Origin of the sequence: Alkalihalophilus pseudofirmus OF4, assembly GCF_000005825.2 — a bacterium.
Classification (GTDB): domain Bacteria; phylum Bacillota; class Bacilli; order Bacillales; family Bacillaceae_D; genus Alkalihalophilus; species Alkalihalophilus pseudofirmus.
In genome coordinates, this window is the sequence record NC_013791.2 from 3,793,969 (window position 1) to 3,819,449 (window position 25,481).

At 39.0% G+C, this 25,481-nt stretch carries 29 protein-coding genes; 4 read left to right on the top strand and 25 right to left on the bottom strand.

Going from position 1 to position 25,481, the window contains the following annotated elements:
* Positions 1–253 precede the first annotated feature (253 nt).
* Positions 254–2,290, bottom strand: coding sequence for a catalase (locus BPOF4_RS18840; protein WP_012960851.1), 2,037 nt, complete (start codon positions 2,288–2,290; stop codon positions 254–256).
* A gap of 245 nt (positions 2,291–2,535) precedes the next feature.
* On the opposite strand from BPOF4_RS18840, the gene BPOF4_RS18845 reads away from it, so the two are divergent.
* On the top strand, positions 2,536–3,306 hold the full coding sequence (locus tag BPOF4_RS18845; RefSeq protein ID WP_012960852.1) for a methyl-accepting chemotaxis sensory transducer with Pas/Pac sensor: 771 nt from the start codon (positions 2,536–2,538) through the stop codon (positions 3,304–3,306).
* An 86-nt stretch (positions 3,307–3,392) separates the two neighbouring features.
* On the opposite strand, the gene gvpU (BPOF4_RS18850) is transcribed toward BPOF4_RS18845, so the two are convergent.
* The 19 genes from gvpU (BPOF4_RS18850) to BPOF4_RS18945 form a co-directional block, all read right to left on the bottom strand.
* Positions 3,393–3,785 (bottom strand): gas vesicle accessory protein GvpU, encoded by a 393-nt coding sequence (gvpU, locus tag BPOF4_RS18850; RefSeq protein ID WP_012960853.1) that lies wholly within the window; start codon positions 3,783–3,785, stop codon positions 3,393–3,395.
* A gap of 99 nt (positions 3,786–3,884) precedes the next feature.
* Positions 3,885–4,736 (bottom strand): gas vesicle accessory protein GvpU, encoded by an 852-nt coding sequence (gvpU, locus tag BPOF4_RS22695; protein WP_012960854.1) that lies wholly within the window; start codon positions 4,734–4,736, stop codon positions 3,885–3,887.
* 21 nt (positions 4,737–4,757) lie between these two features.
* On the bottom strand, positions 4,758–5,687 hold the full coding sequence (gene gvpT, locus BPOF4_RS18865; protein WP_148229552.1) for a YtxH domain-containing protein: 930 nt from the start codon (positions 5,685–5,687) through the stop codon (positions 4,758–4,760).
* Between the two features lie 12 nt (positions 5,688–5,699).
* Positions 5,700–6,032: a gas vesicle protein gene (locus tag BPOF4_RS18870; RefSeq protein WP_012960856.1), complete on the bottom strand. Its 333-nt coding sequence runs from the start codon at positions 6,030–6,032 to the stop codon at positions 5,700–5,702.
* Positions 6,033–6,057: 25 nt separating this feature from the next.
* The gene (locus BPOF4_RS18875) at positions 6,058–6,342 is read right to left on the bottom strand and encodes a gas vesicle protein K (RefSeq protein WP_012960857.1); all 285 of its coding nucleotides are present in this window, start codon (positions 6,340–6,342) and stop codon (positions 6,058–6,060) included.
* Positions 6,308–6,577 carry a gas vesicle protein gene (locus tag BPOF4_RS18880; protein WP_012960858.1) on the bottom strand — a complete coding sequence of 90 codons (270 nt, stop codon included), beginning with the start codon at positions 6,575–6,577 and terminating at the stop codon, positions 6,308–6,310. The genes BPOF4_RS18875 and BPOF4_RS18880 overlap by 35 nt, the downstream gene beginning before the upstream one ends.
* Before the next feature lie 13 nt (positions 6,578–6,590).
* Positions 6,591–7,397, bottom strand: coding sequence for a GvpL/GvpF family gas vesicle protein (locus BPOF4_RS18885; RefSeq protein ID WP_012960859.1), 807 nt, complete (start codon positions 7,395–7,397; stop codon positions 6,591–6,593).
* A gap of 5 nt (positions 7,398–7,402) precedes the next feature.
* Positions 7,403–7,666, bottom strand: coding sequence for a gas vesicle protein GvpG (locus BPOF4_RS18890; RefSeq protein ID WP_012960860.1), 264 nt, complete (start codon positions 7,664–7,666; stop codon positions 7,403–7,405).
* Positions 7,666–8,433, bottom strand: coding sequence for a GvpL/GvpF family gas vesicle protein (locus tag BPOF4_RS18895; protein ID WP_012960861.1), 768 nt, complete (start codon positions 8,431–8,433; stop codon positions 7,666–7,668). The genes BPOF4_RS18890 and BPOF4_RS18895 overlap by 1 nt, the downstream gene beginning before the upstream one ends.
* A gap of 42 nt (positions 8,434–8,475) precedes the next feature.
* Positions 8,476–9,393 carry a gas vesicle protein GvpN gene (gene gvpN, locus BPOF4_RS18900; RefSeq protein ID WP_012960862.1) on the bottom strand — a complete coding sequence of 306 codons (918 nt, stop codon included), beginning with the start codon at positions 9,391–9,393 and terminating at the stop codon, positions 8,476–8,478.
* 30 nt (positions 9,394–9,423) lie between these two features.
* Positions 9,424–9,684: a gas vesicle protein GvpO gene (gvpO, locus tag BPOF4_RS18905; RefSeq protein WP_012960863.1), complete on the bottom strand. Its 261-nt coding sequence runs from the start codon at positions 9,682–9,684 to the stop codon at positions 9,424–9,426.
* A gap of 58 nt (positions 9,685–9,742) precedes the next feature.
* Positions 9,743–10,003: a gas vesicle protein GvpJ gene (gene gvpJ, locus BPOF4_RS18910; RefSeq protein WP_012960864.1), complete on the bottom strand. Its 261-nt coding sequence runs from the start codon at positions 10,001–10,003 to the stop codon at positions 9,743–9,745.
* A gap of 20 nt (positions 10,004–10,023) precedes the next feature.
* A complete protein-coding gene (gene gvpQ, locus BPOF4_RS18915; protein ID WP_012960865.1) occupies positions 10,024–10,470 on the bottom strand; it encodes a gas vesicle protein GvpQ in 447 nt (148 codons plus the stop codon).
* A gap of 35 nt (positions 10,471–10,505) precedes the next feature.
* Positions 10,506–10,982: a GvpT/GvpP family gas vesicle accessory protein gene (gene gvpT / locus BPOF4_RS18920; protein WP_012960866.1), complete on the bottom strand. Its 477-nt coding sequence runs from the start codon at positions 10,980–10,982 to the stop codon at positions 10,506–10,508.
* 67 nt (positions 10,983–11,049) lie between these two features.
* The gene (gvpA, locus tag BPOF4_RS18925) at positions 11,050–11,310 is read right to left on the bottom strand and encodes a gas vesicle structural protein GvpA (RefSeq protein ID WP_012960867.1); all 261 of its coding nucleotides are present in this window, start codon (positions 11,308–11,310) and stop codon (positions 11,050–11,052) included.
* A 437-nt stretch (positions 11,311–11,747) separates the two neighbouring features.
* The gene (gene rlmN, locus BPOF4_RS18930) at positions 11,748–12,830 is read right to left on the bottom strand and encodes a dual-specificity RNA methyltransferase RlmN (protein ID WP_012960868.1); all 1,083 of its coding nucleotides are present in this window, start codon (positions 12,828–12,830) and stop codon (positions 11,748–11,750) included.
* 205 nt (positions 12,831–13,035) lie between these two features.
* Entirely contained in the window at positions 13,036–14,568 is a 1,533-nt protein-coding gene (locus BPOF4_RS18935; protein WP_012960869.1) for a two-component system sensor histidine kinase NtrB, read from the bottom strand.
* A gap of 522 nt (positions 14,569–15,090) precedes the next feature.
* The gene (locus BPOF4_RS18940; protein WP_012960871.1) at positions 15,091–15,612 is read right to left on the bottom strand and encodes a type 1 glutamine amidotransferase domain-containing protein; all 522 of its coding nucleotides are present in this window, start codon (positions 15,610–15,612) and stop codon (positions 15,091–15,093) included.
* 121 nt (positions 15,613–15,733) lie between these two features.
* Positions 15,734–16,705, bottom strand: a complete 972-nt coding sequence (locus tag BPOF4_RS18945) for a pirin family protein (RefSeq protein ID WP_012960872.1) — start codon at positions 16,703–16,705, stop codon at positions 15,734–15,736.
* A 60-nt stretch (positions 16,706–16,765) separates the two neighbouring features.
* Between BPOF4_RS18945 and BPOF4_RS18950 the strand changes: the two genes are divergently transcribed.
* Positions 16,766–17,461, top strand: coding sequence for a YetF domain-containing protein (locus tag BPOF4_RS18950; protein ID WP_012960873.1), 696 nt, complete (start codon positions 16,766–16,768; stop codon positions 17,459–17,461).
* 46 nt (positions 17,462–17,507) lie between these two features.
* Here the strand turns inward: BPOF4_RS18950 and BPOF4_RS18955 are convergent, their stop codons facing one another.
* Both BPOF4_RS18955 and BPOF4_RS18960 read right to left on the bottom strand, forming a co-directional pair.
* Positions 17,508–18,695, bottom strand: coding sequence for an aminotransferase-like domain-containing protein (locus BPOF4_RS18955; RefSeq protein ID WP_012960874.1), 1,188 nt, complete (start codon positions 18,693–18,695; stop codon positions 17,508–17,510).
* Positions 18,696–18,791: 96 nt separating this feature from the next.
* Complete coding sequence (locus tag BPOF4_RS18960) at positions 18,792–20,183, bottom strand: YjiH family protein (protein WP_012960875.1); 1,392 nt, start codon at positions 20,181–20,183, stop codon at positions 18,792–18,794.
* 189 nt (positions 20,184–20,372) lie between these two features.
* On the opposite strand from BPOF4_RS18960, the gene BPOF4_RS18965 reads away from it, so the two are divergent.
* Positions 20,373–21,386, top strand: coding sequence for a DUF3231 family protein (locus BPOF4_RS18965; RefSeq protein WP_012960876.1), 1,014 nt, complete (start codon positions 20,373–20,375; stop codon positions 21,384–21,386).
* Positions 21,387–21,414: 28 nt separating this feature from the next.
* Here BPOF4_RS18965 and BPOF4_RS18970 read toward each other — a convergent pair whose 3' ends face one another.
* From BPOF4_RS18970 to yiaA, 3 genes are all read right to left on the bottom strand, one after another.
* Positions 21,415–21,984, bottom strand: coding sequence for a histidine phosphatase family protein (locus BPOF4_RS18970; protein WP_012960877.1), 570 nt, complete (start codon positions 21,982–21,984; stop codon positions 21,415–21,417).
* Positions 21,985–22,121: 137 nt separating this feature from the next.
* Positions 22,122–23,621, bottom strand: a complete 1,500-nt coding sequence (mqo, locus tag BPOF4_RS18975; protein ID WP_012960878.1) for a malate dehydrogenase (quinone) — start codon at positions 23,619–23,621, stop codon at positions 22,122–22,124.
* Positions 23,622–23,990: 369 nt separating this feature from the next.
* Positions 23,991–24,464, bottom strand: a complete 474-nt coding sequence (gene yiaA, locus BPOF4_RS18980) for an inner membrane protein YiaA (RefSeq protein ID WP_012960879.1) — start codon at positions 24,462–24,464, stop codon at positions 23,991–23,993.
* A gap of 453 nt (positions 24,465–24,917) precedes the next feature.
* On the opposite strand from yiaA, the gene ahpC reads away from it, so the two are divergent.
* On the top strand, positions 24,918–25,481 hold the full coding sequence (gene ahpC, locus BPOF4_RS18985; protein WP_012960880.1) for an alkyl hydroperoxide reductase subunit C: 564 nt from the start codon (positions 24,918–24,920) through the stop codon (positions 25,479–25,481).

Consider the following 25,481-nt stretch of genomic DNA (forward strand, 5'->3'; position numbering starts at 1 on the left):
AAATTACTACACTATTACAAGATTGTAAACAGTATTAACAGAAAATTTTATTTTTTTATTATTTTTAGAAACTATATTTGTATGGGAAGGGTTGATTTCCTGACGATTTATTTAGCCTCACTAAATACTTTCACTATATTTCTCTTGATATATGTATAAAACTACATTTATATTAGAATAACTTGTCCTTTACAAAAAGACAAAAAAGAGAAGGGACATGTCCCCTCTCTGCATACATATGCATTGGAATCGTTTAACGGTTCCAATGGCGGTGTTCCATAACCGCTCCAGTAAGGTTTTGACTGAAAATGTTCATATCAGTTCCAGTTACTACTCCTTCTTTTTCTACAATTTCTTGTTCTTCTAGCCACTTAATACCTACATGAGTCGCCCCGATTGGCTTGAAGTGAGCATAAGCTTCTTTAATAAAGTACACAGCATCGTCTTTAAACGATGGATCAACTTCCTTTCCACCGACTACATATAAAGCATCGAACAATACAGATTCGCCAGTCAGGAAGGTGTGATCAATTTCAATTTCGCTGCCTCCTGCGCATTTTTTAATGCCTAATTTATCACTGATAAACTCTGCTTGAATCCCTTTAGACTGAAGCTCATTAAGAACTTGCTTCACTTCGTCTCCGTTAAATCCATTATCTATAATAACCCCAACTTTACGAGTATCAGGCTTTTTAATTGTATTTTCCTGACTAAGAGCCAGAGAAGATTTTGTCACACTAGAACCTTCAGATTGAGGTAGATTCGCTCCAATCGCCTCAGCTACCGGCTTTGCTAAATCCGATGTTACATGGGCAAACATCTCAACGACTTGCTGTTGAACCGACTTACTTTGAACTTTTCCGAGCTCAAAACTGAACGCTTCAATAATGTGATTTTTTTCAACCTCGCTCATACTATTCCAGAATAATTTAGCTTGAGAAAAATGATCTTTAAAGCTTTCACTTCTTTTACGAACTTTACGCCCCTCTACCTTCTCCTGATAATGAGCATAGCCTCCTTCTTCTTCAGATGCTGGTTGTGGTGTATTAGCTGCTAAAGAGTTTTTATGATAACTTACCTGTCCTTTATTAATCGTTTGACGCCCATACCCATCTCGCTGGTTATTATGGAAAGGGCATACCGGTCTATTAATCGGCAGCTCATGAAAGTTAGGACCTCCTAAGCGGATCAGCTGTGTATCCGTATAGGAGAACAATCTACCTTGCAAGAGAGGATCATTTGTAAAATCAATTCCCGGTACTACATGTCCTGGATGGAAGGCAACTTGCTCCGTTTCAGCAAATACATTATCTACATTACGGTTTAATGTCATTTTCCCGATGATTTTCACAGGTACTTCTTCTTCTGGCCATATCTTTGTCGGATCGAGTACATCAAAGTCGAAGTTAAATTCATCCTCTTCGCTAATAAGCTGAACACCTAGTTCGTATTCAGGATAATCTCCATTTTCAATCGATTCCCATAAGTCACGACGGTGGAAATCGGGGTCTTTACCAGCAATTTTCTGTGCTTCATCCCACACAAGCGAATGAATACCAAGCACCGGCTTCCAATGAAACTTAACAAAATGAGCTTTACCTTCTTCATTAACAAATCGGAAAGTGTGGACTCCGAAGCCTTCCATCATTCGGAAGCTGCGGGGGATGGATCGGTCTGACATTGCCCACATGACCATATGGGCAGATTCCTGATTGTTTGCAATGAAGTCCCAAAATGTATCATGAGCTGATTGTGCTTGTGGGATTTCATTATGCGGTTCTGGCTTAAGGGCATGAACTAAATCTGGAAACTTAATTGCATCTTGGATAAAGAAAACAGGAATATTATTACCCACTAAATCGTAGTTTCCTTCTTCAGTATAAAATTTAGTCGCAAATCCACGAGCATCTCGAACTGTCTCAGCAGAACCTTTTGAACCTGCTACTGTAGAGAAGCGGACAAAAACAGGTGTTTTAACAGATGGATCTTGCAAAAACTTTGCCTTTGTAAACTCTTTCATAGAATCATATACTTGGAACTCACCGTGTGCTGCAAATCCACGGGCATGAACAATCCTCTCAGGAATCCGTTCATGGTCAAAATGAGTCATTTTTTCACGGAAATGAAAGTCTTCCATTAAAGTTGGCCCACGTTCGCCAGCCTTAAGGGAAAATTCATCTTCAGAAACTTTTAATCCTTGATTGGTTGTCAATTTTTTCCCTTCATCTTCCACTCGAAATGATTCTAGCTGTTGATCTTTTTTATTCTGCATTTCTCGTTCATTACTCATTTCATTATCCTCCCTTAAACATGCAATCATTTATTTACGGTTAATATCCAATACTCTCTACCCTTTGGAATGAATAGTAAAACAAGAAAATGATGACCATTTTTAAAAGAGGTGACTTTCGATCTATTTTGTTTTCACTAGTATTCGACTCACTGGTAAATAAAGATAGTTCCACCCTCTCTACTTAATTTGTTATAATACAAAAATGAACGTAAGTGACAATTAAAAAGAGGAGAAAGATGCTTGTGTTTAATGTCATCACTCAAGCTGAAACGCTTGCCGTACTAAACTCTATTGGAGAAAATATCTTCATTGCTGATAATGACTTTCAGTTAGTATGGATGAATAATTCTGCCCATCAACTACTAGAAGAAATAAAAGATGATATTCATATATCAAATTCACATGATGTACTAGGAAAGAATTTATCAATTTTCCATCGTAACTTTAATCACCAACAACATATATTAACGCACCATCTTCCTTATCAAACAAAAATCAAGCTTTATGGGAAGTATTCGGCCTTGCTAAAAGTGACAAGACTTAAAAATGAGAAGAATGAAGAGGTTGGCTACATTCTTACCTGGGATGATGTAACAGCTGCTGAGGAAGAAAATGAGAGGCAAATGTCACTGTTAGAGCAGTTAAGTACCCCCATCCTCCCTATGGCTGTCGATGACTCCCTGCTAGTTCCCTTGATCGGAACGTACGATAGCAAGCGCTTTGATCTGTTGCAGCAAAAATTATTAAACGAGTGCGCCAAACTGGGGATAGAGTACGTCGTTTTTGATTTCAGCGCTATGATAGTTGAAGATCATGAGCTAGTGGTCAATCAAATTGCAACAATCTCAGAAACAGTGTCTTTAATTGGCGCAGAGCCTATATATGTAGGGTTTCAAATACCGCTTATAAAGAACTTAGTAGCACAAAAAGTGAAACCAGAAGCCAAAATATATGGCTCTTTCAAGCAAGCCTCGACTTATTTACTTAAGAAAACTGGTTACCTGAGCTCTTAAAGATACTAGTAAAAGAAGCTGCTCCTAAGGGGCAGCTTCTTTCTTATTATTTAATACTTTTCAGGACCTGTTAGGGCACCCTATTTCTACGAGGTATTAGTAATCCTCCCTAGAAAGAAACCCTCCACTTCACTCAACTTTCCTCTCCATAATCTAACGCCTGTTTGTGGAATAGGATTGCTGTCTCCATAATAAATGTCAGCATGCTTTAAGTGGATATAATTCGCCTCTTCTTTTCCACTTTTTCCTGCTTCTTCACTTGCAGATGCCATCTGCTTAGATATAGCTTGAGTTATATCATCGCTATCCTCAAATCCTTCACTCAAGTCCATAAAATAATCCTTGGCAGACATCAACGTCCCTGTTATAAGACAACCTTCTATTTGTAACGTAAGGTCTAACGTAAACCCTCGGTTATTAGCTGCCTGCACGAAAAATTCAAGAATGGGATCTTTCTTTAGAACTAATTCATTCCTCACCCTTCCATCTCCTCTCACCGTGCAGCCTAAGGAAGTCGATATGATTCACTCTTATACGTTTAACTCAAATATGATTAACTCTTATATGCTTTATCGACTTTACTCTTCTTTTTTAGAGCTTTTGCTAGTTTTTTTTGTATTAGAAGAACGTTTTGATCTCGAAGAATTCTTTGACTGATCCGATTTCTTTTCTTCTTTTTCTTTTTCTTGTTCTTGTTCCGGCTCTTCTTCTAGATCTTCCTCTTTCTCTTTCTCTTTCTCTTTCTCTTCTTCTTTCTCTTCCGTTTCTTCTTCTGCCTCTTTTTCTTCGCCAGATTCCTCATCTGTTTCGCCTTCTTCACTAGAAGGATCTGTGCTTTCTTGCTCTTGTTCTTGCTCTTGTTCTTCCTTTTGTTCTTCCTCTTCTATTCTTTCATCTTCCTCAGGTTCTTCCTCAGACTCTTTTTTTTCTTGATCTTTATCATCATTCTCTTTTCCGAATAACCCTTTAATATTCTCTTCTAGTTGGTCTAAGCGATTGTTCAGCTTATTGCTGCTAGAATCATGACCATCCTTTTCTTGATCCGAGGTGGTTTCCCCAGCAGAAATCTTCCCTAAAAAGAAACCGTCTACTTCACTTAATTTTCCTCTCCACAACACTTCTCCCTCAGAAGGAGTAGGCTCGCGATCTCCACAATAAACTTGCGCTTCATTTAAGTGGATAAAGCTTGCAGGGGTCTCTTCATCGCCTTTTGCAGACTCCCCTGCTTGCTTTAACTGCTCACTGAGGTGATTTGAAATATCATTTCCACCTTCAAACTTTTCACTTAATAACGAAAAGTATTCTTTTGCTGAGATCATTGTACCGGTAACCATAGCTCCGCCGACATTTAACGTAATATTTAAAGAAAAATCATGCTTATTCGCTGCGTGCACGAAGTATTCTAGTATACTATCTTGTGCGTTACTCATATGACCATCTCCCTTCTCAACTTATTTTGACGAAGTATCATCATCACTTGAGAGGGTTGTACTATTTTTAGATTTAGATTGTGATGATTTTTTTGAAGAAGTACGTTTTCTTCTTGTGTTTCCTTTTTTACTTGTTGTATTTTTTTTCGATGAATCTTTTTTGTCCTCTTCATCAGAATCCGATTCATCATCAGACTCTTCCTCTTTTTCATCTTCGTCTGAGTCTTCTTCTTTATCCTTACTATCATCGTTCTTAGAAGACTTGTCTTCCTTGTCTTCCTTGTCTTCTTCTTCTTTCTCTTCTTCACCTGTGTTTTCTACTTCTTCTGGCTCTTCTTCCTTTGAGTCTTCCTCATCAGTTGAATCCTCATCATTTTCTTCTTCATCATTCTTTTCTTCTTCATCATTCTTTTCTTCTTTATTCTCATTTTGACCGTCTGCTAATTTTGTTAACATTTCTTCTAGTCTGCCTAGACGGTCATGAAGGTTTTCATTTTCTTCTTTCAATGCTTCATAGTCTTCATTTTTGGAACTTTCTTCTGTGCTATCAGAGTTCCCAGGAGCTGTATTTTCTTCTTCATTTGTTTCCTCATTTGTTTCTTCATTTGATGATTCTTCTTCATTATCATCCTTATCTTTTGAGTCATCGTTGTGGTTAAATAAGCTCATAGCGGAATTCTTAATCGAATCTGCCGCTTGCTTCGATTTTTCTTTTGCCATTTGGCCGAAATCTGATCCTTTGCTCTTTAGCTTGTCGCTGTCGATGCTGTCTTTAATTCTCTTTGCATTCTCAGGTGTAGCCAAATAACCAACTGTTGCTCCAATTAATCCCCCCGCAATGGAACGCTTAATAGGACTGCCGTTTGAACCTGTTTCCTCGTTCGATGTACCTTCATTATTTGTTTGCTGATCCTCTGTTTGATTCTCTACTTTTTGTTGTTCTGCCATCATAAAAACCTCCTATTAATAATTAAACTCCGTCTGGTCTAAACGGTTTGTATTTAATTTATTTTCAAGAGACTCTAATCTCTCTTTTAACTTCTCATTTTCTTCTTCTAAAGCTTTTGTGCTGTTATTTGAGGCTTTTGAACTTAAGTAAGGGTCTGTTTCCCACCAGTCCATACCAATTTCTTTTGCTTTATCAACTGAGGCTACAATTAAACGGATTTTAATCGTTAATAGCTCCACATCAGCAATACCAACTGTGATATCACCTGCAATCACAACGCCTTTATCTAATATTTTCTCTAACACATCTACAATCGTGCTTGACTGCATCGAGTGTTCGACTGCCATAATCAAGTCCTCCTTACCAATCTAGTTAAAGCAAACTTCCTAGGGGACCGAGGTCAATGTTTAAGTCATCGGCATCAAGGCCGAATATACTTTTTAACTCTTCCATTTTCTCTTCTAGATTCATTAAAGCTTCACCTAAATTTTCAATTTGTTCATCCGTTAACGTACCACCTTCAACACGCCGCATTGCATGCCGCTCAACAATCTGCCGCAAGAGCTCGATGACGGTAAGAACTAGCTGTGCTAAGCCATGTTCAGCTTTATCAGGATCTAGATTAATTCTTCCATTTGTTCGGCTGGCCGGTTGCATCCATTAACTCCTCCCTTTGTAAATCAAAGTTTTCTGATGAAACAGGAGTATTCTGTTGTGCCTGAACGAGAGATTCTACAGAGGCAATTAAAACTCTTAAATCTAGATAAACTAGATCTACCCCCGCAATAGAGATCACTAAATCAGCTTTAATCGCTACTCCCTTATCAAGAATTACATCTAAAATATCAATCAATGCGATATCTTTGTCCTCAATTGATTCTCTTAGAGGCATATTGATTCCTCACTTATGAAAACTGGGAAAAGTGGTAGGCTGGCCACGGACCGGATGCGATAAACTGCCATCCCTTTTCTCCCATTTTCTTTTCATAGTCTTGAATTTGTTCTAAGAACGTTTCTACCTTTTCTTTAGGAATGAGATATACTCCATTCCACGTCATGTTCTCTTTCTTTCCGGTTACATCCTTGTTCCAGTTTCTTTTCACTGTACCTTGCAACACATAATTGAGCAGATGATTATGGACCTCTTCACCGACACGTTCTTTTTCAGCTTCTGCTTCCTCTGCGATGACTTTATCTAGTTTTTTATTCTCAAAAAACTGCTTGCCTCTCGGTAACTCTTTGATCTCTTCTTTTCTAGCTTCCACTGCAGGGTTATTCTTTGCTACTTCTTCATGAAGCAGCTGATCATCGCAATAGATCTTAACATTCCACTCTTCGTTGCCTTTAAGAGAGCTGAACGTTTCAGCAAGTTTTATCTCGTGATCTTCAATGGTTTTCATTAAACTCTCTTCTGATTTATACAACGTACAAAATTTAAGTGGAATTGTCGTATAGCTTTTAGCTAGCTGCATCACGGTCTCATGGTGATGGAAGGCTTTTTCCTGAAGCCATTCCATATCTTGATCAACACGTTCTTTGATCTTCTCTTCTGAATACTCACTACCATCTAATTTGCAAACAACAGCACTGTGCTGCCCTATTTGGATGGGATAAAGCTCACCCTCTTGATCAAACCCTTTCATTGGTGGAAGCGGCTCGCTGCTTAATTCAGATGTTGGAATGAGCCCGTATAAATAAATTAATTGTTCCATCTTTCCTACTCCTTCTCTCTTCGCTGAGCCATCTGCTCCCACTGTTCAATCTCAAGCTGTTTAGCCACTTCATATCGAGTAAGCAGCTCTTCTTCCTTTGCTTTATAAGCTTCTTCAGGAATTTCGCCAAGTTCATACATCATTTGGAGCTGGATCAGTTTTTGTTGAATCGTCGGCAGATCATAAAGCTCTTTATCTGCTTCTTCTTTCACTTTCTCACCGATTTTTATAACTAGGTTAATAGGGGCCGTTACCAGCTTATGAATCATCAGCTTTCTTCTACTTTCAACCTGATATTCACAAAATTATAGGCTGGCCATGGACCTGTATAATTAAAGTCCACTTTGTCATTCCACTTTTCATGAGCCTCATTAACCTTTTGATCAAATTCTTCTTCTTTATCCCGATCGACGAGAAAAGAGGCGTTTAACAGCATCGTTTCTCCTATCGGATCATTGGCTTTTGCAGCCACTCCCGCCTTTTCTAATGGCTCATAGACCTTTTCCTTCACTTCGTTTTGCAAGGTCTTCATAAATTGTTGAGCGGCATCTCCAATTTTAATCCGTTCATAATAACTTGCTGCTTCAGATTTCCCTTTAACAGAATGCGCCATCTTCTCTAAATTTGTATTTTCCTTCACTTTAGCTTCTAGCCATTCTTTTTTAGCAATCACCTTTAGTCCGACTTCAATTTTTCCTTTTATTTCTGGAAACAGCTTTGTAAATTGGGGATATAAATTCTCAAGTAATACCCCCACGTCTTCTGATGACTGAAATACATTACCAAAACTAACAGGAATAACTGTGTCTTTTTTGTCCATTACGACTGAAACAACGTGTTGATGCATCATCAGATTCTCTTTGTTTGGGTGATAGATCTTCATTGGAACATCTGCTGCTACCATCGCGGCATTTTTATAACGCACTGTAAAAAGTTTTCGCTTCTCGCCTTCAATTTCTACTTCTCCAAAATCATCATCTACATCCGTCTCTATCCCGCAAAATATATACGTACCCATTTTTGTCTCTTGACTCATTCTTAAAAACCCCTTTATTTATGCTATTTCTATCTCCTGACCTTAATTAGAGACATTCATTTGTTTTAGTGCTTTCACTATTAGTTCTTCTGCTGCTTTGATTGGTTGCTCTGTTTCTATACAGCGGCTTAGTTGATGACTTAGGATGTCTAAACATAACTGCTTAAACTCCTCATTTTCTCCATCAATGGCTATGCCCTCTTCTACGACCAGTTTCGCAATCATGAGTGAAGCTCTTAAACTTGGTCCGTTCTCACCTGAACACTCATCTCTTAACCTCGAGACAAGAGTCGTAATCTTCTTTGCCTGACTCTCTTCAAGTCCATATTTACCCGCTGCAATATTCGCTTCATAGTCTTGATCTTTATAATCCACAACAATCGATATTAAGCGATCTAATAAAGCATCCTGGGTTTTAAACACTCCGGCATATTCTTCTGGATTACTTGTGAAAATGACTCTAAAATCAGGATGAACAGGAACAAACGGTTCGGTTTTCTTTGAACCGTACAGGGGCAAGATCTTCTCTTCAAGAATGGATAAAAATAGATTGTTAGTTGTAGGCTTAGATCTTGTGAATTCATCGTAAACAAGCGTATAACCATGTTTAACCGCTTCAAGCAGCCGTCCATCTCTCCATGTTTCTTGGACATTTTCGTCTTTTTTGTAAACAGAGCGTATATAATTATCAACGATCTTCTTACTTGTATAGCCTGTAAAACCACCAATTAAATCTTTATTATCTAACTCATGATTCCCATGAATCAGCATAACCGGACGTCTCCTCTTCTTAGCAAGGGCGAGTGCCAGAGATGTCTTCCCGGCCCCTGTTGGACCTGTGTAATGAATAGGGTAGCCTGCTTTTAAATAACGCAAGGAGCGAGTTAGCAGCTGTTTTGTGTCTTCATCTTGGATTAGAGCTTCAGTTTTTGTTTTGACCTTATCTTTTAATACAGTCACTAGGCATCCCTCCTACTCATTACTATTCTTTCATTGATCTATGGCACTTCTGTAACGCACCTCACGCCTTCTAAAAGAAGTCACTTCCTTATCCTCATTTAGAGCTACATCGTATACACCGATCATTTCGTCTTTTGCATACTTTTTCATATATTCCTTTTCTTCAATGACTTCAACAATTAAGTGCCAGCCGCCATTCTCCGCTTCTTCAACTGCCGTTATTTTATGAAGAGGCGCAACGTGTTCATTGAAGAAGTCAGCAACATTATTCATGATTTCTTTTATTCCCATAGTGCCCTCCTGCTTATCAGGCAATGTGCAGCCGACTTAAGCCGGCCGACAACGCCATTTAAATACTAAATGCAGCATTTCGTTCATTTGGCTGCTCAGGCAGCCCTTCCTCTTCTACCTCATCACGCAGGAGACCTACTGCTTCTGCATAACGTAACCAAGTATCCACACTTGCAATAACCACACGTGCCTCAACTGTTAAAATTTCAATCCCTACTACCGAAACTCTCACAAAAGCATCAATAACAATCCCTTTGTCTAAAATCCGGTCAATTACCTCTGCTAAACTTGAACTATCGGTACTTTTTTGAACAGCCATTCTTCTTTCCCCTTTCCGAATTAAGAACCCATTGTCTTAATATCATTTGAAGATTTGATATCCTTTGAGCTCTTCACATCTTTATAACTTTTGATGCTTGAAACTCCTTTAATCTGGCTGACACCTTTTATTCTTTTGTCATCTTTATCATTCTGATTTGATTTGATTTTTTCCTGAAAGTCTTCCCCGGCTTCTACTACATTGCCTATCTTATCTTTCACTTTCAGTAAGGCATCTTGTGCTTTCTCTTTACCTTCTTCTGCCTTATCGTGCAGCTTCTCTGCGCCCTCGTCTTTCGCATCTTCAAGCTTATCAGTCGCATCATCAGCCTTATCTTGGACATTTTCAACAAACTTTTCCTTTGCTTTGTCTTTGACCGTTTCTTTTATTTCATCTTTGATTGGTTCTGGAGTATATTCGACTATTTTTTTAGCCGCTTTGCCGGCAGCTTTTTTAAATGTGCCCATCGAATTCCTCCTCCTCTACTCTGAATCCATGAACGCTATTTCTTAGACTCTACTAAGTTGTTGAGCATTTCTTCAATTTTTTCTAAACGATCATTTAATTGTTTATTTTCTTCTTTTATTTCGTCGTATTCAGAAGACGACTGCTCTTGTGAAGAGTCTTCTTCCTTACTCTTATTTTGTTGTTCGTCTTGGTCTTGATCCTGTTCTTCATCTTGCTGTTCATTTTTTTTCTTCGGTAAAAATCCTCCGCCGTTCATATACCCGGATGCCGTTTGTCTAAAGCTGTTAATTGCTTGCTCCGTTAAAATTTCTTGAGCTGTCCGTTTTAATTCTTTTCCTGCCGACCTCATAACTTCAGACTCACTTAAACTTTTCATTACCTTCTTGCTTGTACCTGGACTTGATAACAAACCAATTCCTGCTCCGACTACCCCGCCGATCAACGCTAGGTTCATAGAATTCGTTTGGTTGTTTTTCTCTGTGCTTTGTTTGCTCTCTTCTTTTGTTGTCATATCCTTTCAACCTCTTTTCTTATAAATTCGATAGATACTGTAAATAGAGTGATATCGTTATATATCTTTAGAAACTAAATTGCGGCTGTGTATTCTGACCTCTCTCGGGCAGGCCTTCTTCCTCCACTTCATCACGCAAAAGCCCTACTGCTTCTGCATAACGCAGCCAAGTGTCCACACTAGCTATCACAACCCTCGCTTCAACCGTTAAAATTTCAATTCCAACTAATGAGACTCTGACAAAGGCATCAATAACAATTCCTTTATCTAAGATTCTGTCAATCACTTCTGCCAGACTTGAACTATCCGTACTTTTTTGAATACTCATCTAGCTCACTCCTTTATGGATTGTTTCTTGCGCTTAATCATAGGCTTATCATTACCAAACGAAGAACAACCAAATTCTGTCGGCTACGAGTCTATTCCTTAGAAAATAATGATTAAAACGAGTCTTTAGTATTGTTTAAATTAATTACCAGTATTTTCATTACAAACAGGGTTAGTTTTACAACTTTAGCCATCAGGAAATCATACAGGTACTGGTTTTAGCGACATTTTATTAACATTTCATTTCTTGTTTTGAAATATTTTGAAGCAATGTTGCCAGTCTAATAGATGGTCCTTAAGTCACAAGGATGACATAGAAAATAGTTATGTAAATTCTTACATATAGATAGTTTTTACCTTGCCTTGTGATAAACACAAAAAAGCGAACCTGTCTAAACAGGTTCGCAATAAATCTAATCACGTTGATTAAGCATGTAATTATGCTTTAACTTTGGATTTTGATTTGTCTTTTTTAATTTGTTTACTTCTTAGCTGGCCACATGCTGCATCAATATCTGTTCCGTGCTCAAGACGAACACCACAGTTAATGCCATTTTTCTTTAGTTCATCATAGAAGCCTAAAATATCTTCTTTAATGCTTCGTTGATACTGACCATGCTCATCAACTGGGTTGTACGGAATTAAATTGACATACGTTAAATGACGTTTATCTTTGAACATTTCTGCAAGCTCTTTTGCATGCTCTCGTTGATCATTGACGCCTTTTAACAAGATATACTCAATCGTAATTTTACGATTTGTTTTCTCAAGATAATAATCAATAGCTTTCATCAGCTTTTCAATCGGAATCGCTTTGTTGATCTTCATAATCTTCGTTCGCAGCTCGTTATTAGGAGCATGAAGTGAGATCGCTAAGTTTACTTGCAGCTTAAGGTCTGCAAACTCATAGATCTTATCTGCCAATCCACTTGTAGATACAGTAATATGACGAGCTCCGATAGCAAGTCCTTTATGGTCTTTCATTATTTCAAGGAAATCAACCATATTGTCAAAGTTATCAAATGGCTCACCAATCCCCATCACAACAATGTGACTGACTCTCTCGTCTTTCCCAACACTATCTAAGTGATGCTGAACATTCATAATCTGTTCAACGATTTCACCGCTCGATAGATCACGGCTTTTCTTTAACAGGCCGCTCGCACAGAAACTGCAGCCGATATTACAGCCTACTTGAGTCGTAACACAAACAGACAAACCGTATTTATGCTTCATTAAGACTGTTTCAATTAAGTTGCCGTCATACAGTTTGAAGAGGAATTTAATGGTACCGTCACTAGATTCCTGCTTCACATGCTCTGTTAAAGTAGAAATTACAAAATTCTCTCTTAAAAGCTCTAGACAGTCTTTATTTACATTATTCATCTCATCAAAGCTTTTCACACGTTTTCTATATAACCAGTCCCAAACTTGAGTCGCACGGAATTTCTTATGTCCACGCTCCATCAGCCATTCAGTCAACTGATCCATCGTTAAACCGTAAATGGATTCTTTATGCATGTAAAACCCTCATTTCAATTTATATATTTCCCAAAGTCTAAGTGACATCTATTATAAGCCAGTGTATACACAACGTTGCATCTCTTCATTGTCCCATATCTAGAGAACACCCTCAACCATCGTGCCCTAAAAAGACACACTATAACCCATTATAAGGATTGCCAAAGTACTTGACAATCCTTAATGCTGTGTCTCTATATGGAAATTACATACGTTCCCCGTTATGCCTAGGGAGAGTAAGGGTGACGACAACTCCGGATTCTTCCCGATTTTTAATTGAAAGAGAACCTTCATGCTCTTTCATAATTGAAGATGAGATCATCAACCCAAGCCCAGTTCCTGTTTCCTTTGTTGTATAAAAAGGAGAACCAATTTCACATAGCATCTCACTAGGGATCGGCGGACCGTCATTTTCAATATGAATACATACCTGATCTTTAATAGTGGATAATGTAATCTCAATGCATCCTTTATATTCTATCGCTTCAATCGCATTTTTAAACACATTAATCAGCACTTGCTTTAATCGATTATAATCTCCGTAGATAAGAGGGTTATGATTATTATTCCAGTTCACATTAATCTTTTGATTCATACAAATTGATTCAAATAACAAGATCACTTCTTCGATCAATTCTTTAATAGAAATAGGTGCCAGCTCTGCTGCACGAGGTTTTGCAAGAATTAATAATTCCTCGACAATTCCATCCATCCGCTTCAATTCAGCCTGCATCATCTCTTTATGATGAGAGTTTTCCATTAACTGTGTAAATCCTGACAACACTGTAATTGGATTACGGATCTCATGAGCAATGCCAGCTGCTAGTTCTCCGACTACCTTCAACTTCTCAGATTGTCTTAACTGAGCTTCTGTGCGCTTACGTTCAGAAATATCCCAGATCATCATTAAATAAGCGACAATTTTTCCGTTTGTATCTTTAATATAGGAAATGGCAATGGCTACTGATAATGGCTTGCCTTCCCTAGATTTATGTATCATCTCAAGCTCAGAGGTTGCTTCCCATTGCGGCGGAATAAACTCATTAATATGATAACCAACCAGCTCCTCATACTCCCACCCGTATAAAGAACTAAATGCCTCGTTTACGTTTATAATCTTTCCATTTGAATCATACACAACAATAGCCTCACTCGTTTGTGTAAAGAAAGCATCCAAATAATTCTCAGTGGACGCAAGCTTCTCCTTCGCCTGCTTCTCTCCTAACCTAGCCTTCACCCATAAGCTTTTTGTAAATTTAATATGAAATAAAAAGAACATCATAATAATGATCGACAAGGCAATAATATAAGCAATATCAACGGGCTCAACGGTAGTAAATATCTCTTCAAACGAAAAATAAAAAAAGTATGTTAACGAAAAGATCGCCAGTACACCTGAGAAGATCGTTACCCCGTAATGCTGGTATAGGGATGTAATAATAATTCCAAGCAAGATATAAATATAGTTTACTAAATACGGAAACTCGACATTCAGTACAAATAAGTAGAAGAACATCGTAAAGGAGATAATATACATCATCCAATATTCATTTTTAAGCAGCTTTCTAATAATCATTAATCCAACTAATAAAGAAAAGCCGACTGGAGGCCATTTAGATGAATAGACTGGATCAAATATGAAGACGGCCATCGTCAACGCATATGAGAGCCACAATACAATGATCATTAATCGATTTCGTTTCTTTATAAAGGACTTAATATCCGTCTCTACTCCCATACGTTCCTCACCCACTCTGCCTAATCAGGTCTTACCTACTACTTAAAATACCATAAATTAGTACAAAATTACATACATAGTTAATAGGTAAGGAAGATAGGTATAAGGAACTTCCTGAAGCCTGCAATGTGCAGTTAAGTAGGTGAGGAGTACGTTCCAAGTAAATAGCAATAAGATATAGAGGAAGAGGCGGTAAAAATGACACTGATGCGGCCTATGTATTTCGCTCCTGAAATATACTACGCTTTCCATGGGAAGCTGCTGAGCCTCCTCGGGCTTTTGGCCCTGTGGGGTCTCAGCTTTGCTTTAGTTCCCATAGGAGTCTACGTATATTTCATCCGCTGGGTTATTGGTTTACTCTGAAGTGCAGGCGGAAATTGGGTGAGGATTGCTCAACTAAATATTAAACAAAGAAAGCACCTTTGCCAGGTGCTTTCTTTGTGTGCGGAGCAGCTCGTTAATATTCTCGCCCCTTTGATTTAAGCGGAAGGTACTTTTTCGCTGACCCTCTTTAGCAGATCATTATGACTCGAGAACTTTTATGAATTCTCTCATGTAATCCGGAAGGTCAGGCGGGCGGCGGCTGGATACGATATTACCGTCTACAACAACTGGCTTATCAACCCAAGTGGCCCCGGCATTCATCATGTCATCTTTAATTCCAGGAGTACTTGTCACCGTCTTGCCCTCAAGAATTTTCGCTGAGATCAAAACCCAGCCAGCATGGCAGATTTGCCCGATCGGCTTGTTCTGGTCATTTAACGTACGAACCATATTCAACACGGAATCAAATCTTCTTAATAAGTCAGGAGACCAGCCCCCTGGTACTAAGATCGCGTCATACTCTTCTGGATTGATTTCTTCAAATGAGTACTCAGAAACAATCGGCACTCCGTATTTCCCGATATACGTCTCATTGGCTTTTTCACCGGCAATATGCACCTCTGCACCCTCTTCACGCAAGCGCAGAACAGGATACCATAATTCCAGATCTTCAAAATCCTTACTGACTATTTGAATGACTTTCTTGCCTTCTAGCCTCATTATTAGTACGCCTCCTTTATAAAAGCAGTGCTCTTTCCTGCCTTTATCGTGACAGAATCATTTAGTTGATGCAAACACTCAGATCTTCATCCCTCGCTGCATAAGGATAAACAATAGAGATTTACTGAGAAGATGGACCAAACCGTCCCATTCTGAAGTCATTAAAGGCTTCATGAATCTCATCTTCTGTATTCATCACAAACGGCCCGCGAGCCACTACAGACTCATTAATCGGTTTGCCTGTATAAATAAGCATTCTTGATCTCTCATTTGCCTTAATATGCAAATGATCAAACGCATCGTCATCTGCCCCTTTTTGATAAGACAGCAGGCCGGCTTCTGTTTTCCCCATTGTCACTTTATCTGCAAAGGTCATTTCTCCTTGGAGCATATAAATATGGCCATTGTGATTTTGGGGCAATTTGAGGGAATAGCTCTCCCCTTCTTTTAAGTAGAGCTCAAACATATTAATTGGCACTAATGAATCCATCGGCCCTTTAACCCCTTCTGCTTCTCCTGAGTAAATCTGCAGATACCCGCCATCGATTTCTACTTTAGGAGCGTCTTCCACCAGTACATTTTGATAGGATGATTCCGTTCCCTTTAATGCTTTAGGCAAATTCAGCCACAGCTGCAGCGTGTGAATAAGATCATCATCCACAGCTTCCTCAGCATGGCGCGCCCCGCTTCCGGCATTCATATACTGAACATCACCTGCATAAAGCACTGAATGGCCTCTATTGTTATCTGTATGTTCTAACCTGCCATCAATAACATAAGTGATCGTCTGAAACCCTCGGTGCGGATGATCCGAGAATGTCCCTCGCTTAAACCAATCATCAGCCATTAAGATAAAAGGATCATACTCTGTCATCTTATCCGGCGGGAGAACCCAGCCTTGCTGGACATGCGGATATCCATTCTTATTGTATTTCACCTTCCAATGATCCCGTATCACACGTTCACCTTCTGTACCCATTGCAAGACACCTCCAGTTATTTGCTTCTTTTAGCATACATAGATTGGCAAAATAAATACAAATCATTCGTCTTAAAGAAGAGTAACTTTTAAAGGTTATCATCGTCGGTTGCATAAACTCCTCCCTCCTTGTCCATAACTAGTACCATATACTAGTCTGCTAGGGGAGGATTGTATGGAGCCAGGTTTTATGGATATGTCTATTAAAATTGTAATAGGATTCTTTTTGCTTTTTTTAATTACTAGATTACTTGGCAAAACGACGATCCGTCATTTGACTCCGTTTGATTTTGTCTCAGCTATTGTATTATCAGAGCTGCTAGGTAATGGGATATTTGAGGTAAACGTCAGCATTTTCTATATCATTTACGTTGTTCTCTTATGGGGATTTCTAATGATTGTGATGGAAAAGTATTTGCTCAAGCACCGTTCTGTGAGGGGGCTTTTGGAAGGAAAGCCGTCTATCATCATTCGTAACGGCAAGATTGACCGAGAGCAGCTTAAAAAAAACCGCATGAACATCAATCAGCTGCTTAGTTCACTGCGTCAAAGTGAAACCTTTTCTCTGCGCGAAGTCGCTTATGCAATCTTAGAGTCTAACGGTTCGATCAGCATTTTAAAGAAAAATAAATATCAAAAGGTGACCCTTGAAGACTTAAATCTCCCTGTAAGCACCACATATCTTTGCACCACATTGATTACAGATGGGGAGATTATAGAAGATAACTTAAAGGAGCTTGGTTTTAATCATGACTGGCTGATGAGTCAGCTGATCTCTCATGGCTACAACAGGCCAGAAGATATCGTTTATGCCGATTGGCTGTATGACGATGGCATCTATATTGTGCCCTACCAATCAAAAGAAGCATAGAAGACCTCGTTTCATCAAAATTCGAGACTTCTATGCTTATTTATTATTAAGACTTATTTAGAACACTAGCAAGCAGCTTAACTCCCTCTACAAGCTCGTCTTCAGATGCATAGCTAAAGGAAAGCCTCAAATATGCAGCTTTCTCATCGGCAGGTAAGAAAAAGTACTTTCCAGGGACATATGCAACTCCCGCATCAAGTGCCTGCTCTAACAAATGATCCGTATCCACACCATCAGCCCTCACCCAAATAAAGTACCCTCCTTTTGGGACAAACCAGGACACTGAATCAGGCAGATGCTCTTCAAGCGCTGAGATCACCACGTCACGTTTTTGTTGATAGGCGGTACGTAATGTATTAAGGCGCTCATTCAAATCAATCTGCTCTAAATAAGCAGCCATCGATGCTTGCGCAAATGGATGATCTAGATCTTTTTTAAACCAATTTAGAGCTTCCGTACATTCTTTCCCTGCTGCAACCCAGCCGATTCGCATGCCAGGTGCGACTACTTTTGATAACGAGCCCACATGTAGAACACGATTCGATTGATCCAATGACTTAAGCGTGGCTTCTGGCTTCTCAAAATATAAATCTCCATACGCATCATCTTCTAAAACGAGAAAATTGTACTCTTCAGCCAGCTTCATCACATGCTTGCGTCGCTCCGCAGTCATCGTCGTACCCGTTGGATTATGAAAAGTTGGTATCGTATATAAAAGACGAGGGAGCGGCAAACCCTTCTTTTTTCGATCTGCTAGTATCTCTTCTAATTTCCCTGTTTGAAGCCCCTGTTCATCAATTGGGATGCTGATAAAATGGTTCGTGTAGTTTTGAAAGATTTCAAGTGCCTCCATATAAGTAGGAGATTCAACAGCCACTACACTATCCTCATCAATGAAAACCCGGGCAATCAGATCAATCGCTTGGCAGGCACCAGAGGTAATCAACAGTTCCTCTTCTTCTACATCCATGCCGCGCTCTTTCAATCGATGAGTAATCTGCGCTTTTAATTGGTCCATTCTAGGGCTGCCAAGATAGTGCAAAGGCAGGTCCCCCTCTTCTTCGAGCAGACTGTTTACTGCCTTCTTCAACTGCTCTACAGGCACTAAAGAGGGATCAGGATACCCTGAAGAAAGACGTATACACTTCTCTGGCAGCTGAGGCATCCAGCTTCCCGGAGGATCATTTTGAAGAGCTGGTTTACTATGCTTTGATAAAAAAGATTCAATGTTCACATTATCACTCCTATATGATCACAGACATTATTCGTTATAACATAATGAAAAGCATTGGTGTTTGCCAATGCTTTCCTTTGTTACACAGTATATCATTTAGAAAAAGATAAGATGAGCCATTGCCGCTGCAACTGGCAAGGTAATAATCGTTCTTTGTAAGAAAATCACAAATAATTGAACGAAGGAAAGAGGAATTTTTGATTTTAATAACAGAATACCAATCTCCGACATATAAATTAATTGCGTTAATGACATAACCCCAATCACAAAACGAGTCAGTTCAGATTCAATGCCGCTTCCGATAACAGCCGGCAGGAACATATCAGCAAACCCAACGATCATCGCAGGTGCTGCAGCTTCAGCTTCTGGAATACCAAGCAGCTGGAGGAACGGGACAAATGGATAAGACAAGTACGTAAAGATTGGCGTAAATTCTGCAATAATGAGCGCAATTGTTCCAAGCGCCATGACTAATGGAATTAAAGCAAACCAAATATCAATGACATTTTTTACACCGCCCCATGCAACACTGCGGTAGCTTTTTACTTCGCTCGCTTTTTCCACTGCTTTTTGCACGCCCCATTTAAAGCTGGACACACCTTCTGGCACTACTTCATCAATTTGTTTTCCGATAGGCTCATAATACGTGTCCTTCTTCCATGACAACGGAGGAATTCTCGGGCATATTACCGCTGCCACAATTCCCGTTATAATAACCGTGAAGTAAAACTGAATAAACATATGATTAATATCTAAAAACGTCGCAATAACCAAACTAAATGCAATTGAGGCAATCGAAAAGTTAGTCGCTACAACCGATGCTTCCCGCTTCGTATAGTATCCTGATTCATACTGCTGTGTAGTCAGCAATACTCCAACGGTTCCGCTTCCCATCCAGGATGCAAGCGCATCGACAGAAGAACGTCCAGGCAGCTTGAATAATGGATGCATAATTTTACGAACCAAGGAACCAATAAAGTCCATAAGGCCAAACTGAAGCAACAAAGGCATAAACAGACAAGCAAATAAAAACCAAACCATTAATACAGGAATTAAATCATACAATACGACACCGCCTGTAAATTCAGACGAAACCACCCCTGGTCCGATCTCGGTTAACGTCATAACAGCAAATACGGCGCCTAGACATCTAAGGACAAGCCAGAGCGGTGACACATCGAACAACCCTTTTAGAAAAGCATTCTTTTGAAAGAAATCTGGGTTTGTCCCCTTCACTAGCAAACTACCGGCAGCTGATGCACATAAAACAGTGGTCATAAAGAGCGGGATGTAATCAGCAATCGCTCCCTGCAAGCCGTCTGCAAGAACCCCTAACCCAATTGTCACTTTATCATTCACAGAAATCGGTACTAAAAAAAGTAACACCCCAATTAAGGAAGGCAGCCAAAACTTCATATATTGTTTGGCTGTATATTCTTTTGTATAAGATGACGTTTGTTCTTTATGCTGTAATGATTTAGCTCCCATTTTTCTCTCTCCTATAGTCAATAAATTGTATATTTAATACATTAAGTAATGATTTTATCTTTATAATAATTAATAATATATCATTATTATGTATAAATATTCAATAGCTTGAGAGAATTTTATTTGAAAAATGATTATGTAAATAATTATCCTATTTAGAGCAACACTATAATGAAAGGAGTGAATACCATGTGTGCGTTTCCTAGTCGAAAACATGTAAAAGATTTATCACCTACTGAAGTGTCTAATATCTGGTCTTCCTATTTAAAAAATAGTATGGAACATCAGTTATTTCGATATTTCTTCATGACTGCAGATGATAAAGAAACCAAACAAATCATTAAAAAGATGCTTCTTCATTCTCAAAAAAATATGAAGCAGCTTAAGAAAACCTTTAGTGACTATAAAGTAACCCTCCCTATCGGCTTTACCGAAAAAGATATGAATGTTCATGCTGGCAAGCTATTCGGTGATTCGTTTATATTGTACTTTTGCCAGGACATCACATTATTATCGATGACCACCTATTCAAGTGCATTATCTGACTGTGAAAATACTGACGTTCGGGATCATTTTCAAAAGTGTATGCAGTTTACGTGTGAGATACAAAATGACATTGTGAAAGTATTAGTAAGAAAAAGTCTCTACATAGAGTCTCCTCAAGTGGCACTCGATTCTAAAGTGGAGTTTGTGGAGAGTAAAACATACCTTACAGAGCGGCTAAGTGAACACAGACCATTAAATGTCGCGGAAATCGCTAACCTCACAAGAATTACGCACCGCGCACAATTTTCCAAAATGGTGATGACAGCCTTTGGTCAAACAGCTTCTACAAAAGAGCTGAAAAAACATTTTCAAAAAGGGCAAGAAGGCTTGCAATATGCGATAGATCAGCTAAATGAGATTTTCACGAAAGAAAATATCCCTGTCGCTGCATCCGGTCATTATAAGATTAACCCAGTACAAACCTCTCCTTTTTCAGACAAGCTGATGTTATTCTTCGTGAATACTTGTCTTGGAATGTACTGTTTTGTAATGATTACTCAAGCGTTGAATTCCAGCTTGCGGACGGATCTCTTTATCAAACTCTCAAAAGTATCTCTTGGGTTTAGAAAGTATTACGGGGAAGGTTTATTTTTGATGATTGAAAATCAGTGGCTAGAAGAACCTCCTCAAGCGGTTGATCGGAAGGTTTCTACATAATTGATGCAAAACAGACTGCCCCAATTTTTCACCGCAGTCTGTTTCTGTGAGAAGTATTGTGACTTGCCAATAGCAATTGGTTCAATGAGAGGTTACCTACAATTTCATACCCTTTACCTCTTCCTAGAGGGTTGATAATCACTGTTCCCATGTTCGGGATTCTTCCTAGCCCTACTCCTTCTGGAAAGCTATGAGCTATGATTACTTGATTTGTCCCTGCAGCAGGCTTAGATTCTAAATTTAACGTGGCCTTATTTAACACTTGCTCTATCTCTCCACTAGACGGGCTGTCACTAAGTTGATACACCTCGGTCCATAAAGGATCTACCTGGACATTCGCGCTTCCAAAAGCAAGCAGTGCTGTTTCTATCGTTCTACAAAAGGGACTAGCGATGACCGGGAAGGAAATTGGTATTTGCAAGTTCCGTAATGCTTCTCCATAAGCAACGGCTTGTCTTCTCCCAATAGTAGATAAGTTTCTTTGAGTAGAACAGTCTTCAACCAACCAATTTGGCTGATCTACGCCAATTGTTGCTTCCCCGTGTCTAGCATATAAGATATAGCCCCCTTCTTGAGTCATTTCAAGGAATGATCTCATTAATCAAAGCCCCCTTTTATTGCATCTATCATTCATTTATATGATATTGTGCTCTATATTTTGTCATGGATATTTTAAGGGGAGTAATTGAAAAACAAATAAAGCGAACGAGGTATTCTCCTCGTTCGCTTTGAATATTATGCAAATACCGGCTCTTCTACACCCAAACCAAGGATTTGAGAAGTAGAAGCATGAACCTGGTCAAAAAGCTCTGGGTTCACTTCTGGTGACACTCCGTACGTTGGAAGCATCTCTTTAAGTTTTGGCTCCCATTCGTTCATGCGCTCTGGGAAACATTTTTGGAATACTTCAATCATGACGTGAACAGCTGTAGAAGCGCCTGGTGAAGCTCCTAGTAATGCTGCCACTGAGCCATCAGATGCACTCACTACTTCTGTTCCAAATTGCAGCGTTCCCATGCCAGCCTCTGTATCTTTAATTACCTGCACACGCTGTCCTGCAACTACTACTTCCCAATCTTCGCTCTTGGCGTTTGGCATAAATTCGCGCAGTTCATCCATACGCTGTTCATTTGATAACATCACTTGCTGAATAAGATATTTTGTTAATGACATCTCTTTCATCCCTGCAGCAAGCATCGTCAATACATTATTAGGTTTGACAGAACCAATTAAATCAAGGTTTGAACCTGTTTTCAAAAATTTCGGCGAGAACCCGGCAAACGGTCCAAACAACAGCGATTTTTTATTATCAATATATCTCGTATCCAGATGCGGAACAGACATCGGAGGAGCCCCGACTTTTGCCTTACCGTATACTTTGGCATGATGCCTCTCTACAACTTCTGGATTCTTACAGACCATAAATAATCCGCTTACAGGAAATCCTCCAATATGCTTGGATTCAGGAATACCTGTCTTCTGAAGAAGAGGGAGACTGCCTCCGCCGGCACCGATGAAAACAAATTTAGCAATGTGATACTCAATGTTTCCAGTCGAATCATCCTGAATCTTAACTTCCCATCTACCGTCATCCATACGCTTAAAGTCTTCAACAGTATGTTTATATTTAGTTTCTACATTTTGTTTTTGTAAGTGATCAAATAACATCCGTGTTAAGGCACCGAAATTAACATCTGTTCCAGAATCAATTTTCGTTGCCGCGATCGGCTCATTCTCTTTGCGCCCTTCCATAATGAGAGGAACCCATTCCTTCAATTTCGCTGGATCCTCTGAGAATTCCATCCCTTTAAACAGCGGGTGTTTTGATAGCGCTTCCAAACGATTTCTAAGGAACGCTACATTATTTTCCCCTTGAACTAAGCTGATATGAGGAATTGGCATAATAAACTCTTCTGGGTTACGGATTAACTGCTGGTTTACAAGATATGCCCAAAATTGTCTTGAAAGGTGAAACTGTTCATTAATTTTGATTGCTTTGTCTACATCAATGGATCCATCAGGTTTCTCAGACGTATAGTTAAGTTCACATAACGCCGCATGACCCGTCCCTGCATTATTCCATTCATTCGAGCTTTCTTCTCCTGCCTTTGCCAGCTTCTCAAATACTTTGATTTCCAACTCCGGCGCTAACTCTTTTAACATTGAACCCAAAGTCGCGCTCATAACTCCTGCACCAATTAAGATCACATCTGTTTCTCTCCGAATGCTGCTCATGATAACCACCCTTATCCTCTAGTTTTCAAAAAAGAGTAGGCGCTCCTCCTTAGGTGTCACAAAAAAAGCAAGGCCCACCCAGCCACACAAACCTATATCTCTAATCTCACTTTTACCTACTATTCTATCATATTTATATTATACTGATGTATGGCCATAAAAATCTACCATTATCTGATAATTTCAAACTAATTAGTCTGTTGATGGCGTAAAATACTGCTAAAGGCTCACCTTTTAAAAAAAATTCTTTTTTTCTTTTTTTATTTTCAGCTTCTACATTCTATGCAATGAAACAAAAATCGAGCACTATATTTATGAAAAAGAGACGACCCGTTTGCTTTTATAAGCTTACATATCGTCTCTTCTTTCTTACTCACGCTCTCTTGCCACTTGTGTGTCTCTAATGTTTTTTTGCACAGTAATCGCTGCAAAGATACTTAGAACAAATGAGATACCATAAAACCCTTTTTCACTAAGAATGATACTGCCCGCATTGTATAATCCGATGGCCATTAAGGACACCGCTACGATAAGAGCTAACCAGCTGATCCCGTAATAAATTCCTGTTACAGGAATCCCTTCTTCTTTATCACGTACCGCTTTTTGAAGCGATACAGCTGCATAAAGACCGAATACTAATATGGCAAAATAATATCCTTTTTCATTTAATTCCATCGTCGCATTAAACAATCCAATAAGATAAGCAGAAACACCGACCAACAAAGCTGCCCAGCTTGCTCCTTTAAAGGCTGCAGTCGGTTCCCCTTCTTTTCTCTCTACTTTTACCTTCACATCACGCGGTTCGTCCTTTGTAAGAAACGGGCTTTCATTGCTATCAGCCATTTCACTTCTCCCCTTTACATTCAATCAAACTCGAGACATCTGCATCTTCATCCATTATAACAATTTTTAGAAAAAATAGGTGAGAATAGAAAGAAGATGCAGCCTTTATTTTAAAGTTACAGGTTACAATGCATATTCATTAAGAAGTTCTTGTATTCATGTTAAAATTTTTAGGAGCTTTATCTTTCTTCTTATTGTTTATCGCCCTGCAAAAAAATAAAAAAATTATTTCATTTACGTTTATTAATTGAGAGAAAGGCTAAAGCTTAATAAGGGCAATGATTCTGCAGTGCCGTCTTTTCGTCATGATAAAATAGACGAGCATGAATCCTTGACAAATAGGATTTATTATTTAATAATTGGTATATAATTAGAATGATTACATTTAAGAGGGTTGTTTTCAGCTCTCTATCATTCTTAAAATCTATTTCATTTTCTAGGAGGAATTTTCACATGTCACTAATCGGTAAAGAAGTACTACCATTCAGCGCAAAAGCATTTAAAGATGGCGAGTTCATCGACGTTACAAACGAAAGCTTAAAAGGTCAATGGAGCATCTTCTGCTTCTACCCAGCAGATTTCACATTCGTATGCCCAACTGAACTTGAAGACCTTCAAAATGAATATGAAAACTTAAAAGCTCTTGGAGTAGAAGTTTACTCTGTTTCTACAGATACTCACTTTACTCACAAAGGCTGGCACGATAGTTCTGAGACAATCGGTAAAATCAAATATGCAATGATCGGTGACCCTTCTCAAACAGTTTCTCGTAACTTCGAAGTACTAAACGAAGAAGAAGGTCTTGCTGATCGCGGAACATTCATCATCGACCCAGATGGTGTCATCCAAACTGTTGAAATTAACGCAGGCGGAATTGGCCGTGATGCAAGTACGTTAGTAAACAAAGTTAAAGCAGCTCAATATGTACGCAACAATCCAGGTGAAGTTTGCCCAGCTAAATGGGAAGAGGGTTCTGAAACTCTTAAGCCAAGCCTTGATCTAGTAGGTAAAATCTAA

Excerpts from the sequence above, each read along its gene's own strand:
- BPOF4_RS18880 (WP_012960858.1), bottom strand. The coding sequence starts at position 6,577 with ATGCCTCTAAGAGAATCAATTGAGGACAAAGATATCGCATTGATTGAT.
- BPOF4_RS18950 (WP_012960873.1), top strand. The coding sequence starts at position 16,766 with ATGGAGCCAGGTTTTATGGATATGTCTATTAAAATTGTAATAGGATTC.
- BPOF4_RS18885 (WP_012960859.1), bottom strand. The coding sequence starts at position 7,397 with ATGGAACAATTAATTTATTTATACGGGCTCATTCCAACATCTGAATTA.
- BPOF4_RS18890 (WP_012960860.1), bottom strand. The coding sequence starts at position 7,666 with ATGATTCATAAGCTGGTAACGGCCCCTATTAACCTAGTTATAAAAATC.
- gvpA (WP_012960867.1), bottom strand. The coding sequence starts at position 11,310 with ATGAGTATTCAAAAAAGTACGGATAGTTCAAGTCTGGCAGAAGTGATT.
- BPOF4_RS18875 (WP_012960857.1), bottom strand. The coding sequence starts at position 6,342 with ATGCAACCGGCCAGCCGAACAAATGGAAGAATTAATCTAGATCCTGAT.
- BPOF4_RS18960 (WP_012960875.1), bottom strand. The coding sequence starts at position 20,183 with ATGGGAGCTAAATCATTACAGCATAAAGAACAAACGTCATCTTATACA.
- rlmN (WP_012960868.1), bottom strand. The coding sequence starts at position 12,830 with ATGCATAAAGAATCCATTTACGGTTTAACGATGGATCAGTTGACTGAA.
- ahpC (WP_012960880.1), top strand. The coding sequence starts at position 24,918 with ATGTCACTAATCGGTAAAGAAGTACTACCATTCAGCGCAAAAGCATTT.
- BPOF4_RS18935 (WP_012960869.1), bottom strand. The coding sequence starts at position 14,568 with ATGGGAGTAGAGACGGATATTAAGTCCTTTATAAAGAAACGAAATCGA.
- gvpO (WP_012960863.1), bottom strand. The coding sequence starts at position 9,684 with ATGGGAATAAAAGAAATCATGAATAATGTTGCTGACTTCTTCAATGAA.
- gvpQ (WP_012960865.1), bottom strand. The coding sequence starts at position 10,470 with ATGGGCACATTTAAAAAAGCTGCCGGCAAAGCGGCTAAAAAAATAGTC.
- BPOF4_RS18970 (WP_012960877.1), bottom strand. The coding sequence starts at position 21,984 with ATGAGATCATTCCTTGAAATGACTCAAGAAGGGGGCTATATCTTATAT.
- gvpT (WP_148229552.1), bottom strand. The coding sequence starts at position 5,687 with ATGATGGCAGAACAACAAAAAGTAGAGAATCAAACAGAGGATCAGCAA.
- BPOF4_RS18840 (WP_012960851.1), bottom strand. The coding sequence starts at position 2,290 with ATGAGTAATGAACGAGAAATGCAGAATAAAAAAGATCAACAGCTAGAA.
- BPOF4_RS18940 (WP_012960871.1), bottom strand. The coding sequence starts at position 15,612 with ATGAGGCTAGAAGGCAAGAAAGTCATTCAAATAGTCAGTAAGGATTTT.
- gvpT (WP_012960866.1), bottom strand. The coding sequence starts at position 10,982 with ATGACAACAAAAGAAGAGAGCAAACAAAGCACAGAGAAAAACAACCAA.
- BPOF4_RS18870 (WP_012960856.1), bottom strand. The coding sequence starts at position 6,032 with ATGGCAGTCGAACACTCGATGCAGTCAAGCACGATTGTAGATGTGTTA.
- gvpJ (WP_012960864.1), bottom strand. The coding sequence starts at position 10,003 with ATGGCTGTTCAAAAAAGTACCGATAGTTCAAGTTTAGCAGAGGTAATT.
- gvpU (WP_012960854.1), bottom strand. The coding sequence starts at position 4,736 with ATGAGTAACGCACAAGATAGTATACTAGAATACTTCGTGCACGCAGCG.
- BPOF4_RS18965 (WP_012960876.1), top strand. The coding sequence starts at position 20,373 with ATGTGTGCGTTTCCTAGTCGAAAACATGTAAAAGATTTATCACCTACT.
- BPOF4_RS18895 (WP_012960861.1), bottom strand. The coding sequence starts at position 8,433 with ATGAGTCAAGAGACAAAAATGGGTACGTATATATTTTGCGGGATAGAG.
- BPOF4_RS18945 (WP_012960872.1), bottom strand. The coding sequence starts at position 16,705 with ATGCAACCGACGATGATAACCTTTAAAAGTTACTCTTCTTTAAGACGA.
- yiaA (WP_012960879.1), bottom strand. The coding sequence starts at position 24,464 with ATGGCTGATAGCAATGAAAGCCCGTTTCTTACAAAGGACGAACCGCGT.
- mqo (WP_012960878.1), bottom strand. The coding sequence starts at position 23,621 with ATGAGCAGCATTCGGAGAGAAACAGATGTGATCTTAATTGGTGCAGGA.